The 14,995-nt window shown below is 58.1% G+C and carries 13 protein-coding genes; 4 read left to right on the top strand and 9 right to left on the bottom strand.

The features are described 5' to 3' along the window. Positions 1 to 128 precede the first annotated feature (128 nt). The 4 genes from folE to NAC44_RS11140 all read left to right on the top strand — a co-directional run bounded on the left by folE (position 129) and on the right by NAC44_RS11140 (position 3,021). Complete coding sequence (folE, locus tag NAC44_RS11155) at positions 129 to 734, top strand: GTP cyclohydrolase I FolE (RefSeq protein WP_250940795.1); 606 nt, start codon at positions 129 to 131, stop codon at positions 732 to 734. A 73-nt stretch (positions 735 to 807) separates the two neighbouring features. After that, positions 808 to 1,263 carry a phosphoribosyl-AMP cyclohydrolase gene (gene hisI, locus NAC44_RS11150; protein ID WP_250940793.1) on the top strand — a complete coding sequence of 152 codons (456 nt, stop codon included), beginning with the start codon at positions 808 to 810 and terminating at the stop codon, positions 1,261 to 1,263. Positions 1,264 to 1,487: 224 nt separating this feature from the next. After that, a complete protein-coding gene (locus tag NAC44_RS11145) occupies positions 1,488 to 2,441 on the top strand; it encodes a patatin-like phospholipase family protein (RefSeq protein WP_250940791.1) in 954 nt (317 codons plus the stop codon). A gap of 367 nt (positions 2,442 to 2,808) precedes the next feature. Then, positions 2,809 to 3,021, top strand: coding sequence for a cold-shock protein (locus NAC44_RS11140; RefSeq protein ID WP_250940789.1), 213 nt, complete (start codon positions 2,809 to 2,811; stop codon positions 3,019 to 3,021). Between the two features lie 57 nt (positions 3,022 to 3,078). Here the strand turns inward: NAC44_RS11140 and NAC44_RS11135 are convergent, their stop codons facing one another. The 9 genes from NAC44_RS11135 to dusB form a co-directional block, all read right to left on the bottom strand. Next, entirely contained in the window at positions 3,079 to 4,272 is a 1,194-nt protein-coding gene (locus NAC44_RS11135) for an MFS transporter (protein ID WP_250940788.1), read from the bottom strand. A gap of 166 nt (positions 4,273 to 4,438) precedes the next feature. Then, the gene (gene dusA, locus NAC44_RS11130) at positions 4,439 to 5,476 is read right to left on the bottom strand and encodes a tRNA dihydrouridine(20/20a) synthase DusA (protein ID WP_274706862.1); all 1,038 of its coding nucleotides are present in this window, start codon (positions 5,474 to 5,476) and stop codon (positions 4,439 to 4,441) included. 126 nt (positions 5,477 to 5,602) lie between these two features. Beyond that, on the bottom strand, positions 5,603 to 6,940 hold the full coding sequence (gene hflX, locus NAC44_RS11125; protein WP_250940786.1) for a GTPase HflX: 1,338 nt from the start codon (positions 6,938 to 6,940) through the stop codon (positions 5,603 to 5,605). A gap of 154 nt (positions 6,941 to 7,094) precedes the next feature. After that, the gene (gene hfq, locus NAC44_RS11120; protein ID WP_250940784.1) at positions 7,095 to 7,337 is read right to left on the bottom strand and encodes an RNA chaperone Hfq; all 243 of its coding nucleotides are present in this window, start codon (positions 7,335 to 7,337) and stop codon (positions 7,095 to 7,097) included. Positions 7,338 to 7,494: 157 nt separating this feature from the next. Then, positions 7,495 to 8,859, bottom strand: coding sequence for a nitrogen assimilation response regulator NtrX (gene ntrX, locus NAC44_RS11115; protein WP_250940782.1), 1,365 nt, complete (start codon positions 8,857 to 8,859; stop codon positions 7,495 to 7,497). Further along, entirely contained in the window at positions 8,849 to 11,071 is a 2,223-nt protein-coding gene (locus NAC44_RS11110) for a sensor histidine kinase NtrY-like (RefSeq protein WP_420839926.1), read from the bottom strand. The genes ntrX and NAC44_RS11110 overlap by 11 nt, the downstream gene beginning before the upstream one ends. Positions 11,072 to 11,327: 256 nt before the next feature. Next, positions 11,328 to 12,779 carry a nitrogen regulation protein NR(I) gene (gene ntrC, locus NAC44_RS11105; protein ID WP_250940778.1) on the bottom strand — a complete coding sequence of 484 codons (1,452 nt, stop codon included), beginning with the start codon at positions 12,777 to 12,779 and terminating at the stop codon, positions 11,328 to 11,330. After that, positions 12,776 to 13,912 (bottom strand): two-component system sensor histidine kinase NtrB, encoded by a 1,137-nt coding sequence (locus NAC44_RS11100; protein ID WP_250940776.1) that lies wholly within the window; start codon positions 13,910 to 13,912, stop codon positions 12,776 to 12,778. Before NAC44_RS11100 ends, ntrC begins: the two co-directional genes overlap by 4 nt. Continuing rightward, on the bottom strand, positions 13,912 to 14,901 hold the full coding sequence (gene dusB / locus NAC44_RS11095) for a tRNA dihydrouridine synthase DusB (RefSeq protein ID WP_250940774.1): 990 nt from the start codon (positions 14,899 to 14,901) through the stop codon (positions 13,912 to 13,914). The genes NAC44_RS11100 and dusB overlap by 1 nt, the downstream gene beginning before the upstream one ends. Positions 14,902 to 14,995: the final 94 nt, after the last annotated feature.

The following is a 14,995-nucleotide window of genomic DNA, read 5'->3' as shown; positions in this document are numbered from 1 at the left end:
AAAACGCATTTAGAGCATAATCAGACCGGGCTGAAACGGGGGTCGATCTTATGAACGACGATCGACAGTCTGAAGACAGGTTCTCATCAAGGCTGCCGGATAAAGGGGCCGATCAGGAGACGAAAGGCATGGACGCCAGCTTGAAAAAACTATCGCCGGAGCAAACCCGCCCCACACGCGAAGAAGCCGAGGATGCCGTGCGAACCCTGCTCAGATGGGCAGGAGACGATCCGACGCGTGAAGGCTTGCTGGACACGCCTAAGCGTGTCGCCAAAGCCTATGGCGAACTTTTTGGTGGTTATCATGCCAATGTCGAGGATGTTCTCGGCACCACGTTTGAAGAAGTCGGCGGCTATAACGACATCGTTCTGGTGCGCGATATTGCCTTCTTTTCCCATTGCGAACACCATATGCTGCCGGTAATCGGTAAGGCGCATGTCGCCTATCTTCCCTCCGGGCGCGTGGTTGGCCTGTCCAAGATCGCCCGTCTGGTGGATGTGTTCGCACGCCGCCTGCAAACGCAGGAAACCATGACGGCACAGATTGCCGAAACGCTGCATAACAGCCTGAAGCCGCGGGGTGTTGCCGTAATGCTGGAGGCCGAGCATATGTGCATGGCCATGCGCGGCATCCGTGTTTCCGGTTCCACCACACTGACCACCACGTTCACCGGCGAGTTCAAAGACAACGCCGCCGAACAGGTGCGCTTCATGACCATGGTTCGTGGCCGCTGAACGGTTTTGCCAGACACAGGAATGGTGTAACGATATAACGCGGAACCGCTTCGGTTCCGCGTTTTTTTGCGAGATGACCATGATCGATTTTGCCCCGCCGCCCACCGACAAAACGCGCCTTGAAGATGCAGGCACTCTAACGCCGAAATTCGACGCCCATGGCCTTGTAACGGCGGTCGTCACCGATCACCGTGATGGCGAATTGCTGATGGTGGCCCATATGAATGCCGAGGCTTTGGCGCTGACCATCGAAACCGGCCTTGCCCATTATTACAGCCGCTCACGCAAGGCGCTGTGGAAGAAGGGCGAAAGCTCCGGCAACATGCAGAAGGTCAGGGAGATCCGGGTCGATTGCGATCAGGACGCCATCTGGCTCAAGGTCGAAGTGACGGGCCACGACGCCACCTGCCACACGGGACGTCGCTCGTGTTTTTACCGCAGTGTCACGCTGGACGGTGGCGAGGCCAAAACCGTGATCGTCGATGATCACCGCCATTTCGATCCGCATGAGGTCTATGGAGCATCGTGACCGATGCCATTGCGACACTGACTTTAACGCCATGTCAAAAAACGTGCTTTGCCGTCTGCGGCTCGCTCTGTAGTCTGCAAGACTTTGGTAAACATCAAGGCGCAGACTATGTTAAGGGGGAGCGGCCTGACAGCCTGAACCACGATCTGTTTTGCAGATATCACGGGGGGAGACGCGTGAATATGTGCTGAACCTTTTCACTGATGTTGGAAGGAGCCGCAGCAATGCTCAATTGGAGTCTCAAGCCCCCGTTTCCGCACCGTCCGGTCCAGTCCGGTGGACATGGTGAAGATGGAAGTGGACATTTGCCAGCCCCACCTGTCGTCGAAAAGCCGAAGATCGCCTTGGCGCTGGGTGGCGGGGCGGCACGCGGCTGGGCCCATATCGGCGTTCTTCGGGCTTTGGACGAGGCGGGCATTGAGGTGGGCATGATCGCCGGCACCTCGATCGGTGCGCTTGTCGGCGGCTGTTATCTTGCTGGCAAGCTGGATGAACTGGAAGATTTCGCCCGTTCGCTCACCATGCGCCGGATCGCCACGCTTCTCGACCTGACCATTGGCGGCGGCGGGCTTCTCGGCGGCATGCGCCTGACAAAGCGGATGCAGGAACATTTGCAGGGCCTGACCATCGAAGACCTGCCCCAGCCTTTCGTCGCGGTTGCGGCAGAACTCAATACCGGTCATGAAGTCTGGATCGATGGCGGCGACCTGATCACCGCCTTGCGGGCCTCCTATGCCCTGCCCGGCATTTTTGAGCCGATCCGCAGCGAAAACCGTGTTCTGGTCGATGGCGCCCTGGTCAATCCGGTGCCCGTCTCGGTCTGCCGCTCGCATGAGCAGCCGTTGGTGGTGGCCGTCAATCTCAACTATGATCTTTACGGACGTTCCGCCGTGGTCAAGCACAGGATGCCTGCAACCAGTGCCGAGGCGCATCCGGCAAAACCCACCGGCCGTCTCGGGCTGACCGGCGTCATGGTGCAGGCCTTCAACATCATTCAGGACCGCATGTCGCGGGCCCGACTTGCCGGCGACCCACCCGATCTTGCGCTTCAGCCGCGCATTCATGATATCGGCCTGTCAGAATTTCACCGAGCCAACGAAACCATCGAGCGCGGCTATCTGGAAGCCAAGGCGCGCATTGCGGAAATACGACGGATGCAGGAAAGTTTCACCCGATAAAACCTTTCCACGAAATTAAAAGATCAACAACCACAATCGCTTGCATGTCAGGCCGTTTTATTGTACATGAAAGTTGTTCGGGCGTTTACGATCCCGGAGACTGGACTGATTGTATCATCGCGCCGCGCTTGAGCCTGCGTGAATAGAGAGCTTGCTCTCACTGGTAGACGTTCTTTCCCCGTTATCTGACTATCCGACCGGTTCCTTCTTTTTTGGAAGGATCGATCACCATTCCCTCCGTTTTGCGGGTGGAATACCAAACCTAAGAGAGTGCATTTTCCATCATGGAAGACTGCGCTTAAGTTGTAATGTGAACGTGGCGCCAGATCGTTTAGCGGCACACGTCCAAGGGATAAGGACTTCTTTCATGGCCACCAAGGGCAAGGTAAAATTCTTCAATCAGGACAAGGGCTTCGGCTTCATCACCCCGGATGGCGGTGCAAAGGACGTTTTCGTTCACATCTCCGCTCTGCAGGCTGCTGGTATCCAGACGCTGCGCGACGGTCAGGAAGTGACCTTCGACACCGAACCGGATCGCATGGGCAAGGGCCCGAAGGCCGTCAACATCCGCGCTGCCTGAGCGTCGAGATTTGAATATTTCGATGGCGTCTGCGTTCGCGCAGACGCCATTTTTATGTCAAACGGTTAAAACCGGACTGACTGGGCGCGCTTTGGCCAAAAACAGCAGCAGAAGAAGAGCTGTTGAAGAGCAGGCAAGTGTCAGTGTCAGCAAGGCAGCGATGCCGACAGAACTCAACACAGCGATGAGAACGGGCGCTGCGAGCGCGCTGATGATATTCAATGGCAGTGCCATTTTCGAGGAGGCTTGCGCATAGTCCGCTTTCTCGTAAAAAACCAAAGGAATGGTTGCCCGCGCCACGGCAAGCGCACCGCTACCAAGACCGTAAATAATCAGGAACACAACAATCGTGCCATGGGTATGCGGCGCGAAAAGCAATAGCAGCATGGAAAGCGGCAGCGCACATCCCCCTGTAATCCCCGTTGAAATGCCATCCCATCGTCCACCGCCGATAAAATCCATTCCTCTGGCAGAGACCTGAAGCACGCCAAGCAGAGAGCCAAAAGCGGTTGCCTCTGACGGCGACAGTCCGATTGCTTTCAAAAGCTCAATCATGATGGCCGCCAAGCCGAACGTGACGAAACTGTTGAGCGCAATGGCGCTGACAATCATAACAAAGACGCTGTTGAACCGGCGTGCCGTGACATCTCTCCTGGGCACGGGTGTTCCCGCCAGACCGGCAGGCTTCTCAAACTTCGGCAAGCAGAAGAGATACAAAGGCAGCGAACAAACCAGAAGCGTCAGGCTGAACATCTGCGCTGTGGCGCGCCAGCCAAAATGCTCGGACAATGTCCAGCTTATCGGCCAGAAGATGCTGCTGGACAACCCCGTCAGCAACATCAAAGCGCCGATGGCGCTCTTGGCTTTGGCACCGGCAATCTCATTGAGCTGAATATAGGCGGCTGTCGTGAGAGTAGCGCTTCCACCGACACCTAAGACGAGCCAGCCTAAAAGATAAAAGACCGGTCCATGTGCAAGCGAGATCAACACATATCCGGGCAGCATGATCATTGTGCCAAGAATCATGACCCTGCGCGCACCATATCTAACGAAATATGTGCCGAGAAACGGTGCGCAAATCCCCATTACCACATAAAGGATCGAGTTTCCCGAGAATATCTCAGGTAAGCTCAGCCCGGTTTCAGCAGCCATTTGCCTGCCGGACACGGCAGGAAGTGATAAAGTTCCCCAGCCGATGATCTGAGTGACCGACAAAACGGCGAGCGATATTATCGTTTTGCGATCAAACATTTTTCAGAATTATCCGTGCAATACAATATCCCAGTCTGTGATCATATTTTCTGACTATATGGGTTTGATGACAGCACAAACGCGGCCTGCTATTCACACATGCCAATGCACGCATAGCCCTATAGAATAGGGCGTTTGCAGATTGCGGAAGAATGCCGGAGGCTTTTCAGGCAGCCTGTTTCGGGCCTGCGTCGATATCGACAGCCGCAAAGGCCGCCGCGATGATATCCGGTCCAGCGCCCGGTCGCGTGGCATCAGCCGAGAGAATCTGGCGGAAACGGCGCGCGCCCGGATAGGCCTGAAACAGGCCGACCATATGGCGCGTGAGATGCACCAGCCGCCCGCCTTCGGCAATGTGGCGCGCCGCATGCTCCATCATGGCATCACGCACCCCATCCCAATCGACTGGCCGGGCTGTCTCGCCATAGACGGCGCTATCGACCGTGGTCAAAAGCGTGGCATTGTTATAGGCAGCCCGGCCAACCATGACACCATCCATGACCGCCAGATGAGCCCTGACGGCCTCCATACTGGCAATACCGCCATTGATCCCCAAAAAGACATCGGGATTTTCCCGTTTCATCGCGTGAACGAGGTCATAATCCAGCGGCGGGATTTCCCGATTCTCCTTGGGCGAAAGACCTTGCAGCCAGGCTTTGCGGGCGTGAATCCAGATCGCGTCCGCGCCCGCCCCGGTCATGCGCCGCAGAAAATCCGGCAGGACCGCTTCCGGCTGCTGATCATCCACCCCGATCCGGCATTTCACGGTGACTGCTACGCTGGAAACAGCCTTGAGCGCTTTGACACAGGCTTCAACCGTTTCCGGTTCGCGCATCAGACAGGCGCCAAATGTGCCCGCCTGCACCCGGTCTGAAGGGCAGCCGACATTGAGATTGATCTCGTCATAGCCGTAATCGAGCGCAATTCTTGCCGCTTCTGCCAGCTTGACCGGGTCCGAACCACCCAGTTGCAGCGCCAGCGGATTCTCGCTGGCATCATAACTCAAAAGCTTGTCACGCTTGCCATGCAGGATGGCATCCGCCACGATCATCTCGGTATAAAGCAGCGCATGGCGCGTCAACAACCGATGAAACCGGCGGCAAAACGTATCCGTCCAGTCGATCATCGGGGCGACGGCAAAGACCTTGCCAGACGTGTAAGGGGAAAATCCCGTATCTGCGGATTGTTCACATATCGTGGTCATCGTGGCTGACTTTCATGTTCGGCTTATTTCGTGCGACCCCGTGTCATGCCGTTGCAGAGTTATTTCAATTACTTTGTGCACAATTGCCTTGATCAGGAAACCGCTCAACAGGTTTCGCTCGATAGGTTAATCCCGCTCCCAGTCTTCCTTTGGCCGCGCCTGTTGTTGCCCGAGCTTTCGTTCCAGTTCATTGGCCTGCCGTTCCGTCAGCCGCACATCGAGGCTCACAGAACCGTCATCGTGATCTTCCCGACCATCGACAACGGCATTTTCATAGGCCCAGGAAACAATCGACTGCTTATCCGGCGGAATGGTGATCGTCGCTTCGGTCAAAACCCCGGACAGCCGGTTTGAAATCAGCGCCATCAGATCGTCGACACCTTCGCCGTTCAAGGCAGAAACCGGGATGATGTCTTCTCTCCCGGCAATTTTCTGCACCACGGCGTCGTGGGCTTCGGGCTCCAGCCGGTCGATCTTGTTCCAGACCTCGATAATCCGCTCCGACCGTTCTTTCTCATCGATACCGAGATCATCGAGAATGCGCAGAACATCACCAGCCTGCGCGCCATTATCAGCATCGGACATGTCACGGACATGCAGGATCAGATCGGCTTCCAGCACCTCTTCCAGCGTGGCGCGGAAGGCGGCAACCAGATGGGTGGGAAGATCAGAAATAAATCCGACCGTATCGGAGAGAATGACCGTGCGGCCTTGCGGCAGTTTCATCCGCCGGAGCGTCGGATCGAGCGTGGCGAACAGCATATCTTCGGCCAGCACACCTGCCCCGGTGATGCGATTGAACAGAGTCGATTTTCCGGCATTGGTATAGCCAACCAGTGCCACGATCGGATGCGGCACCTTGCGGCGCTTGGCGCGATGCAACTGACGGGTTCTGACCACCTGTTCCAGCTCGCGCTCGAGCCGCAGAATGCGCTCCTGCAACAGCCGCCGGTCGGCCTCGATCTGGGTTTCACCGGGACCACCCATGAAACCTGCACCACCGCGCTGACGTTCAAGGTGGGTCCAGCTTCTGACCAGACGGCCTTTCTGATAATTCAGATGCGCCAGTTCAACCTGCAGCGTGCCCTCCTTGGTGGAGGCGCGGCGGCCGAAAATTTCCAGAATGAGGCCGGTGCGGTCGATGACCTTGGCGTTCCATTCCTTTTCCAGATTACGTTGCTGCACCGGGGTCAAGGGATGATCGACAATGACCAGACCGGCATTTTCCGCGTCCAGCCTGGCCTTGATTTCATCCATCTTGCCGGTGCCGATCAGCGTGGCCGGGCGCGGCTGATTGACGGCGACGATCAAACCCTCGGCAATCTCCAAATCGATGGCGCGAGCAAGGCCGATGGCCTCTTCCAGACGGCTTTCCTGACTTCGTTCAGGCGCGCGCAACCCATCGCCGGATTTATCCTGCGACCTGACCTGTTTCAGCACCGGCACCAACACCAGCGCGCGCATGTCGTCGCGGTGCTTTTCGCTCTCCGGTATGATGGACTCAGAACTCGTGTCCCGGCTGGAAATGATCTTTCTCCCTGTCTCTCAAACGCAAAAGTCTTCCCCGATCCGAAGAAAGGGGAAGCGCTTATGCATAAACCCACCTTGAGCCTGACAATCAGGCGGCGCTTTCCTCGGTTTCAAACATCTGCATCGGCTGGCCCGGCATAATGGTCGAAATCGCGTGTTTGTAGACAAGCTGGGAATGACCGTCCCGGCGCAACAAAACGCAGAAATTATCGAAGGAGGTGACCACGCCGGTCAGCTTCACACCGTTGATCAGGAAAATGGTCAGCGAGATCTTCTGCTTGCGAACCGTATTGAGAAAAAGGTCCTGCAAATTCTGAGAACGTTCCGCCATGGCGCCGCTTCTTTCTTTCTTGCCGGCCGGGGATGCCGGTTTCACTTTTCTATCTGATTTTCCGGACGTTACGTCCCGCTGCCCCTTGAGATATAGTGTGGTATCAAATTGCCAACCGTTCCGCAATCTGCAAACCGGCTGAAATGCGATAGATATATTACACGCCAAGCGATTTCAGTTTGCGGTGCAGGGCAGAGCGTTCCATGCCGACAAATTCCGCTGTACGGGAAATATTGCCGCCGAAACGGTTGATCTGGGCAATCAGATAGTCCCGCTCAAACATTTCCCGCGCCTCACGCAGCGGCAGGGTCATGATCTGATAATCATTGCGACCGGAGACTTTCGGCAGCATTTCGCCCAGATCGCTCGGCATCATATCGGCTGTAATCGGCTGATCATTGCCATCGCCCTGAGCCAGAATCAGCAGACGCTCGATATTGTTGCGCAATTGCCGCGTATTGCCCGGCCAGTCATGCGCCTGCAGCACAGCCATGGCGTCGTCGGCAATGCGGCGCGGACGAATGCCCGCCTGATCGCAAATCTGCTTGACGAACATATCGACGAGAAAGGGAATATCCTCGCGCCGCTCCGAAAGCGGCGGCACCCTGACCGGCACGACCGCCAGCCGATGAAACAAATCCTCACGGAACCGGCCCTCGGCAATCATGCTTTCCAGATTATAGGCGCTTGAAGAGATGATGCGCACATCCACCTTGACCCGCTTCGAGCCGCCGACGCGCTCGAACTGCTGATCGACCAGCACGCGCAGGATCTTGTTCTGCGTTTCGCGCGGCATTTCACCCACTTCATCGAGATAGAGAATGCCGCGATGCGCCTCTTCCAGAGCACCGATCCGCCGTGCCTGGCCGGGGCCACCCTCGGTGCCGAACAGCGCCACCTCCATACGGTCCGGGGTAATGGCGGCGGCATTCAGGGTGACGAAGGGACCATTTGCCCGCGTTGATTTTTTGTGAATCATCCGCGCCACCAGCTCCTTGCCGCTGCCGGAGGAGCCGACGATCATGATCCGGCTGTTGGTGGGCGACACCTTGTCAATGGTCTGGCGCAGTTGGGAAATAGCGACAGAGGTGCCAACCAGTTCATTGGTTTCTCCGGCGCGCCGCTTAAGCTCGGACACCTCCCGCTTCAGCTTGGAGTTTTCCAACGCCCGCTCGGCGATCAGGATCAGCCGATCGGCCTTGAACGGCTTTTCGATGAAATCGAAAGCACCGCGCTTGATCGCCGAGACCGCCGTTTCAATATTGCCATGGCCGGAAATCATCACCACGGGAATTTCGGGATGGCGTGTCTTGATCTCATCCAGCAGCGCCAGACCGTCGAGACGGCTACCCTGCATCCAGATATCGAGAAAGATCAGCCGCGGCACCCGGTCGGAAATCGCCGCAAGCGCGCTATCGGCATCGAAAGCCGTACGGGTTTCGTGTCCTTCATCGCTCAATATGCCCGAGACGATATCGCGAATATCCGCTTCATCGTCGACAACAAGAATGTCAGAGGCCATAGGCTGCTTCCTTACCATTTTCCTCGGCAGTCAGTGCGGCATCGGCCGTTTTCGGCAGAATCACGCGAATCATCGCGCCACGTCCGTCGTCGAAATCAGCCGGTGCGTCGTGCAATTCAAGCTGACCGCCATGTTCTTCAATGATTTTCTTGACGATGGCGAGACCGAGACCCGTCCCCTTCTCCCGCATCGTCATATAGGGTTCGAGAATGCGATGCCGGTTTTCGACGGGCAGTCCTCTGCCATTGTCGATGACATCAACAACATAACTGTCCCGGCTCTCATCCGCACCGGCTCTGACCCAGATGCGTCCCGGCCGCTTCGGCTGATCGTCCGGCACGGCCTCGATGGCCTCCACCGCATTCTTGATCAGATTGCCAAAAGCCTGTGCCAGCATGCGCTCGTCAAACGAGCCTTCCAGCGGCTCATCGCCGACATCACGAATGAAGCTGCATCCGGTATCGCCCATTTCCCGCAGGAAGACGGCATCTTTCAGCACATCGCGCAGGTCGGCCTTTTTTTTCACCGGCTTCGGCATGCGGGCAAAGGAGGAGAATTCATCCACCATGCGACCTATATCCTCCACCTGACGGACAATGGTGTCGGTACACTGGTCGAAAACCGGGCGGTCGGCGTCATCAATCTGGCGCCCAAAACGGCGTTTCAATCGTTCCGCCGAAAGCTGGATCGGTGTCAGCGGGTTCTTGATCTCATGGGCAATGCGCCGCGCCACATCGGCCCAGGCGGTCGAGCGCTGGGCAATCACCAGATCGGTAATGTCATCCAGGGTGATGACATAGGATTCGGTCGCGTCGCGGGCTTCCTCGCGCGTCACCTGCACCGAGAGTTTGCGCTCCTTGCCGCCGCGCACCAGATTGATCTGCTGACGCAGATTGCCGCGATGGCGAATGGCTGCTTCGGCAAAGACGCTGTTGATCTCCGGCGCGATCGTTTCCAGCCGTTCACCGATCAGACTGTCATGGCCGCGCGCCAGGAACACCTCCGCCGACGGATTGACGATGGTGATTCGACCATCATCCTCGACACCGATCACAGCCGCCGTGACGCCCGAAAGCACAGCCTCGATGAAGCGGCGACGATCATCGACCTCATCCTTGGCATCAAGAATTTCATCGCGCTGGGTTCTGATCTGCGAAATCATCTTGTTGAAGGTGCGCGCCAGACTGCCGACATCCCCGTCTGCGGTTCGCACCGGCACGACAACATTGAGATTGCCCGAGGCAACATTATCGGCAGCACCGATCAGAAGCCGGATTGGCCGGACAATCCGGTCCGCCACGGCAATGGCCGTCCAGATGGCAGCCAGCAGCACGATCAGCGCAAAGCCGAGATAGAGAACGGCAAAAGCAATCTGCAAGGTGGTCCGGCCCTTTTCCATCGATTTGTATTCGATGGTGTTGTCTTCCATCTCCCGCATGGCGGTCATCGCTTTGGGATCGACAGCGCGCACGGTATAGAGAAACGCGCCATTGATCGCCTCAAGCCGGATGATCGCCCCGACGAGATTGGTCACCCCCGGCGGAATGAGGGTCGGCTGGCCGGCGGCGGCCTTTTCCAGCGCGTCCTTGGGAATGGCGGGCAGCGGCTTTTCCGTCTTGATATCCGCCTGCACGATGGCCGAACCATCCTTGCGCACCAGAAACGCGCCCAGAAGCCCGCGCCCCTTGGCCTGCCGTGTCATCAAATCGACGAAACCGGCCCGGTCGAGATAATAAAGCGCGCGGTTGCGCTCCAGATCCGTGGCCATGGAAATGGTCTGGCCCTGCAAATAGCTGGCATTTTCCAGCATATAGGCCTGAGCAACATTCATCGAGGAATTAACGATGGCCTGGGTGCGGATGGAAAACCATCGGTCTAGACCGACATTCAGGGTGATGCTGGCAAAGATGGCGACAAGGATGGCAGGTGTGATCGCCACAATGGAAAACAGCACCACAATGCGCACATGCAGCCTTGAAGCCGCACGCCCCCTGCGGCGCGCCTTGACCAGACGGCTGACCTCTCGGCCGATGAGGAACATCAGACCGAGGACGAAGAGTGAATTGATCACAGCCGAACCGATCAGGACCTGAGAGGTCGGGGCAATCGGCGTCAGGCCCAGAAGGATCGGCAGGGTGAGAACAGCGCAGACGAACGCGCCGCCAGCCAGAACCAGCCCCGGCACGGCAAAGACCGACTGCCGTTCCTGCATCAGGGCAGCGGCTGCTTCCTGTTCGGACTGTCGTGCCGAATGGCGTCGTCTCATGATATATCGTTCCCCAGGGCGTCTTTGATAGCGCAGCCCCTACCCCCGCGCCGTCGGACGATGCCTGTCTCTATTTCCCCGGCCTCGCCCAACCGACAATCGATCATGTGCCTTCCTCAAGGCGCATGGCTCGTATAACCATGTCGCTGGTTGCCATTGAGCAACACATTGTGGCGAAATTGCAACGCCCGGGGCAGCGATGTCAAGCGCTGCGGGAACTGCGATAGACCGAGACACCCAACTCGCGGATTTTCTTACGCAAAGTGTTGCGGTTGAGGCCAAGAAGATCGGCAGCCTTGATCTGATTGCCGCGGGTTGCGGTAAGGGCTGCGAGAATCAGCGGATATTCCATCTCCGCCAGAACCCGGTCATAAAGGCCGGGCGGCGGCAGATTGTCGCCAAAAGAGGCGAAATAACTGCGCATGTTTTCCTCAACCGCCTGGGCAATGGTCATCGAGCCGTTGGCGGTGCCAGCCTTGGCCATCGGGCTGTCAGCAATATCGGAACGCAGTTCCTGCTCGATGATTTCGCGGGTGATGACATCCTGCGGGTAAAGCGCCATCAGACGGCGCACCAGGTTTTCCAGTTCGCGCACATTGCCCGGCCAGGCATAGGATTTCATCAGGTCCAGCGCTTCCTGCTCGAAACGCTTGGCATCCAGCCCTTCCTTCTCGCCGGTCTGGATGAAATGGCGCACAAGATCAGGAATATCCTCGGCACGATCCCGAAGTGGCGGCAGGCGCAGCGGCACGACATTGAGGCGGTAATACAGGTCTTCGCGGAACAGGCCCTGATGGATCGACTGTTTCAGATCCTTGTTGGTGGCGGCGACGATGCGGACATCGGTGCGGATCGGAGTTCGGCCACCAACGGTGGTATATTCACCCTGTTGCAGCACGCGCAACAGCCGCGTCTGGGCGTCCATCGGCATGTCGCCGATTTCGTCGAGAAACAGTGTGCCGCCTTCGGCCTGCTCGAAACGACCGGCTGAGCGGGTCTGGGCGCCGGTGAAGGCACCTTTCTCATGGCCGAACAATTCCGATTCGATCAGATCGCGCGGAATGGCCGCCATGTTGATGGCCACGAAGGGTCCGTTGCGACGCTTGCCATAATCATGCAGGGCGCGCGCGACCAGTTCCTTGCCGGTGCCCGATTCGCCGGTGATCATCAGCGTCAGGTCGGTCTGCATCAGCCGCGCCAGCACCCGGTAGATTTCCTGCATGGCAGCGGAACGTCCGACCAGCGGCATGCCGTCCTGCATGTCATCACCCAGACGGCTCGGCTTTTTCTGCGGTTCGGCCAGCGCACGCCCGATGATGGCGATGAGTTCGGTGAGGTCAAAAGGCTTGGGCAGATAATCGTAAGCGCCTTTTTCAGAAGCCCGGATCGCGGTCATGAAGGTGTTCTGGGCGCTCATCACCAGAACCGGAAGCTCCGGCCGCGCCTTCTTGATACGCGGCAACAGATCGAAGGCGTTTTCATCCGGCATGACCACATCGGTGACCACCAGATCGCCCTCGCCGGCGGAAATCCAGCGCCAGAGTGTCGCGGCATTCGAGGTGATGCGCACATCATAGCCAGCACGGCTCAGCGCCTGGTTCAGCACGGTGCGGATGGCGGCATCATCATCGGCGACGAGGATCGTGGCTTTCATCGGGATTTTCCTGTGGATCGGACAATGTCTTCGCTGTCGTCGGCAGTTTGTCGCGACACCGGCATCAGCACGCGAAAGGTGGTGCGGCTGCCCTGGCTGTCACATTCGACAATACCGCCATGGCCGCCGATGATCTTGGCGACCAGCGCAAGACCAAGGCCGGAGCCATTGGTCTTGGTGGTGATGAAGGGATCAAAAAGATGCGGCAGCAGGTCTGCCGGCACGCCGGGACCGTTGTCATGCACGCAAAATTCAAGCGGCAGCGAAATCTTTTCCCGCGATCCGGCGACAGAAAGGCGAATGCCGGGACGATAAGCGGTGGTGAGCTGGATTTCGCCATCCGCCCGGTCGCCAACGGCCTCGGCGGCGTTTTTCACCAGATTGAGAAAGACCTGCACCAGCTGATCGCGATTGGCATAGACCGGCGGCAGCGAGGGATCGTAATTTTCAGTGATCTTCACATTGCGGGCAAAGCCGGCCTTGGCCACCGCCTTCACATGGTCGAGCACGGAATGAATGTTGACCGCCATGCGGTCTACCGGACGCTCGTCGGAAAAGATTTCCATCCGGTCGACCAGCGAGACGATACGGTCGGTTTCGTCGCAGATCAGCCGTGTCAGCGCCCGGTCTTCCTGCGAGACCGAACTTTCCAGAAGTTGGGCAGCACCGCGAATGCCCGAGAGCGGGTTCTTGATCTCATGCGCCAGCATGGAGGCAAGGCCGGTGACCGAGCGGGCGGCGGCGCGATGGGTCAACTGCCGGTCAATCTTGTCGGCCATGGAGCGTTCCTGAAACACCACCACAACCGAACCGCTCTCCCCCATCACCGGAGCAACATAAATATCCACCAGCTTGTCCTGACCGAGCCGCGGTGAACTCAGATCCACCCGGTATTCGTTGACCGGGGCGCGGCGCTCGCGCACCTGATCGATCAGTGCCAGAAGCGGACTGCCGAAGGGAATGAAGGTAGAAATCTTGTAGCGGGCCAGATGGCTGGCGCTTGCGCCGAAAAAGGCTTCCGCTTCCCAGTTGGCAAAGACGATCAGCCCTTCGGCATCGACCATCACCACCGGGTTCTGTATGGCGTTGAGCATGGCCATGGCCATGTCATTGCCGCTTGCGCCCTCTTTCATCAGGCTGCCTCCTCCATGTCACGGAGCGACGCCTGATGCAGCGCTGCGTAAAGTTTTTCCGCCACGGCTTCAGGATCATGCGATGTCATGATCTGTGCCTTTTCTTCGGGTGACAACGCCACGCCATGGCGTTCCAGATACCAGCCGACATGTTTGCGGGCATGACGCACACCGACAGCCTCGCCGTAATGCGCCATCATCAGCCGGTAATGTTCGACGGCGATGGCGGGAATATCCATCGGGTCGGGTGCCTTATGCCCCGCCAGGACACCCGCATGCCAGGGGCGCCCCTGACAGGCACGGCCAAGCATAACCGCATCGGCGCCGCAGCGGCGTAAACACATCTCTGCATCCTCAGGGCTAGCGACATCGCCATTGGCAATCAGCGGAATGGCAATGGCCTCACGCACGCGGGCAATCGCATCCCAATCGGCCCGGCCTTCATAAAACTGCATCCGCGTGCGGCCATGCACCGTCACCGCCTGAACGCCTGCCTGTTCGGCGCGGGCGGCAAGCTCTGGCGCATTCAGCGACTGCTCGTCCCAGCCAAGCCGCATCTTCACAGTGACCGGCACGCTGACCGCCTTCACCACTGCCTCAATGATGGCCAGTGCCGTCTCCGGCTCGCGCATCAGCGCAGACCCGGCATAGCCGCCGATGACCTTCTTGGCCGGACAGCCCATATTGATATCGATGATATCGGCGCCATTGGCCTCGGCGATTTTCGCCGCCTCCGCCATCCAGTGCGGCTCGCGCCCGGCAAGCTGTACCATATGCGGCGAGAGCCCCGCCCCTTTGAGCCGCGACCAGCTTTCCGCCGCATTGAAGACCAGCTCGCGGCTGGCCACCATTTCCGTCACCACCAACCCCGCACCAAAACGGAAGGCCAGTTGCCGGAACGGCAGATCGGTCACGCCCGACATCGGCGCAAGCACGACCCGATTGCGAATGGCAACCGGCCCAATGGCAAAGCTTTTCTCAAGACTCATGGATGGCAATGGCTATCTTTCAAGCATTTGATCAATTTGCCTGATTTTTAGACACAAAACATCTCCCTTGCCAAGGTCTTCCGGACCGATTTCA

It is taken from the genome of Allorhizobium sonneratiae, from assembly GCF_023700755.1.
GTDB classification, from domain to species: Bacteria; Pseudomonadota; Alphaproteobacteria; order Rhizobiales; family Rhizobiaceae; genus Allorhizobium; species Allorhizobium sonneratiae.
Note: the sequence above shows the minus strand (reverse complement) of the source record. Positions and strands in the feature narration are given on the sequence as shown.

Bases quoted from the DNA above. Each gene is read 5' to 3' on its own strand.
- folE (WP_250940795.1), top strand. From the start codon at position 129: ATGGACGCCAGCTTGAAAAAACTATCGCCGGAGCAAACCCGCCCCACA.
- hisI (WP_250940793.1), top strand. From the start codon at position 808: ATGACCATGATCGATTTTGCCCCGCCGCCCACCGACAAAACGCGCCTT.
- NAC44_RS11145 (WP_250940791.1), top strand. From the start codon at position 1,488: ATGCTCAATTGGAGTCTCAAGCCCCCGTTTCCGCACCGTCCGGTCCAG.
- NAC44_RS11140 (WP_250940789.1), top strand. From the start codon at position 2,809: ATGGCCACCAAGGGCAAGGTAAAATTCTTCAATCAGGACAAGGGCTTC.
- NAC44_RS11135 (WP_250940788.1), bottom strand. From the start codon at position 4,272: ATGTTTGATCGCAAAACGATAATATCGCTCGCCGTTTTGTCGGTCACT.
- dusA (WP_274706862.1), bottom strand. From the start codon at position 5,476: ATGACCACGATATGTGAACAATCCGCAGATACGGGATTTTCCCCTTAC.
- hflX (WP_250940786.1), bottom strand. From the start codon at position 6,940: ATGCGCGCGCTGGTGTTGGTGCCGGTGCTGAAACAGGTCAGGTCGCAG.
- hfq (WP_250940784.1), bottom strand. From the start codon at position 7,337: ATGGCGGAACGTTCTCAGAATTTGCAGGACCTTTTTCTCAATACGGTT.
- ntrX (WP_250940782.1), bottom strand. From the start codon at position 8,859: ATGGCCTCTGACATTCTTGTTGTCGACGATGAAGCGGATATTCGCGAT.
- NAC44_RS11110 (WP_420839926.1), bottom strand. From the start codon at position 11,071: ATGCAGGAACGGCAGTCGGTCTTTGCCGTGCCGGGGCTGGTTCTGGCT.
- ntrC (WP_250940778.1), bottom strand. From the start codon at position 12,779: ATGAAAGCCACGATCCTCGTCGCCGATGATGATGCCGCCATCCGCACC.
- NAC44_RS11100 (WP_250940776.1), bottom strand. From the start codon at position 13,912: ATGAAAGAGGGCGCAAGCGGCAATGACATGGCCATGGCCATGCTCAAC.
- dusB (WP_250940774.1), bottom strand. From the start codon at position 14,901: ATGAGTCTTGAGAAAAGCTTTGCCATTGGGCCGGTTGCCATTCGCAAT.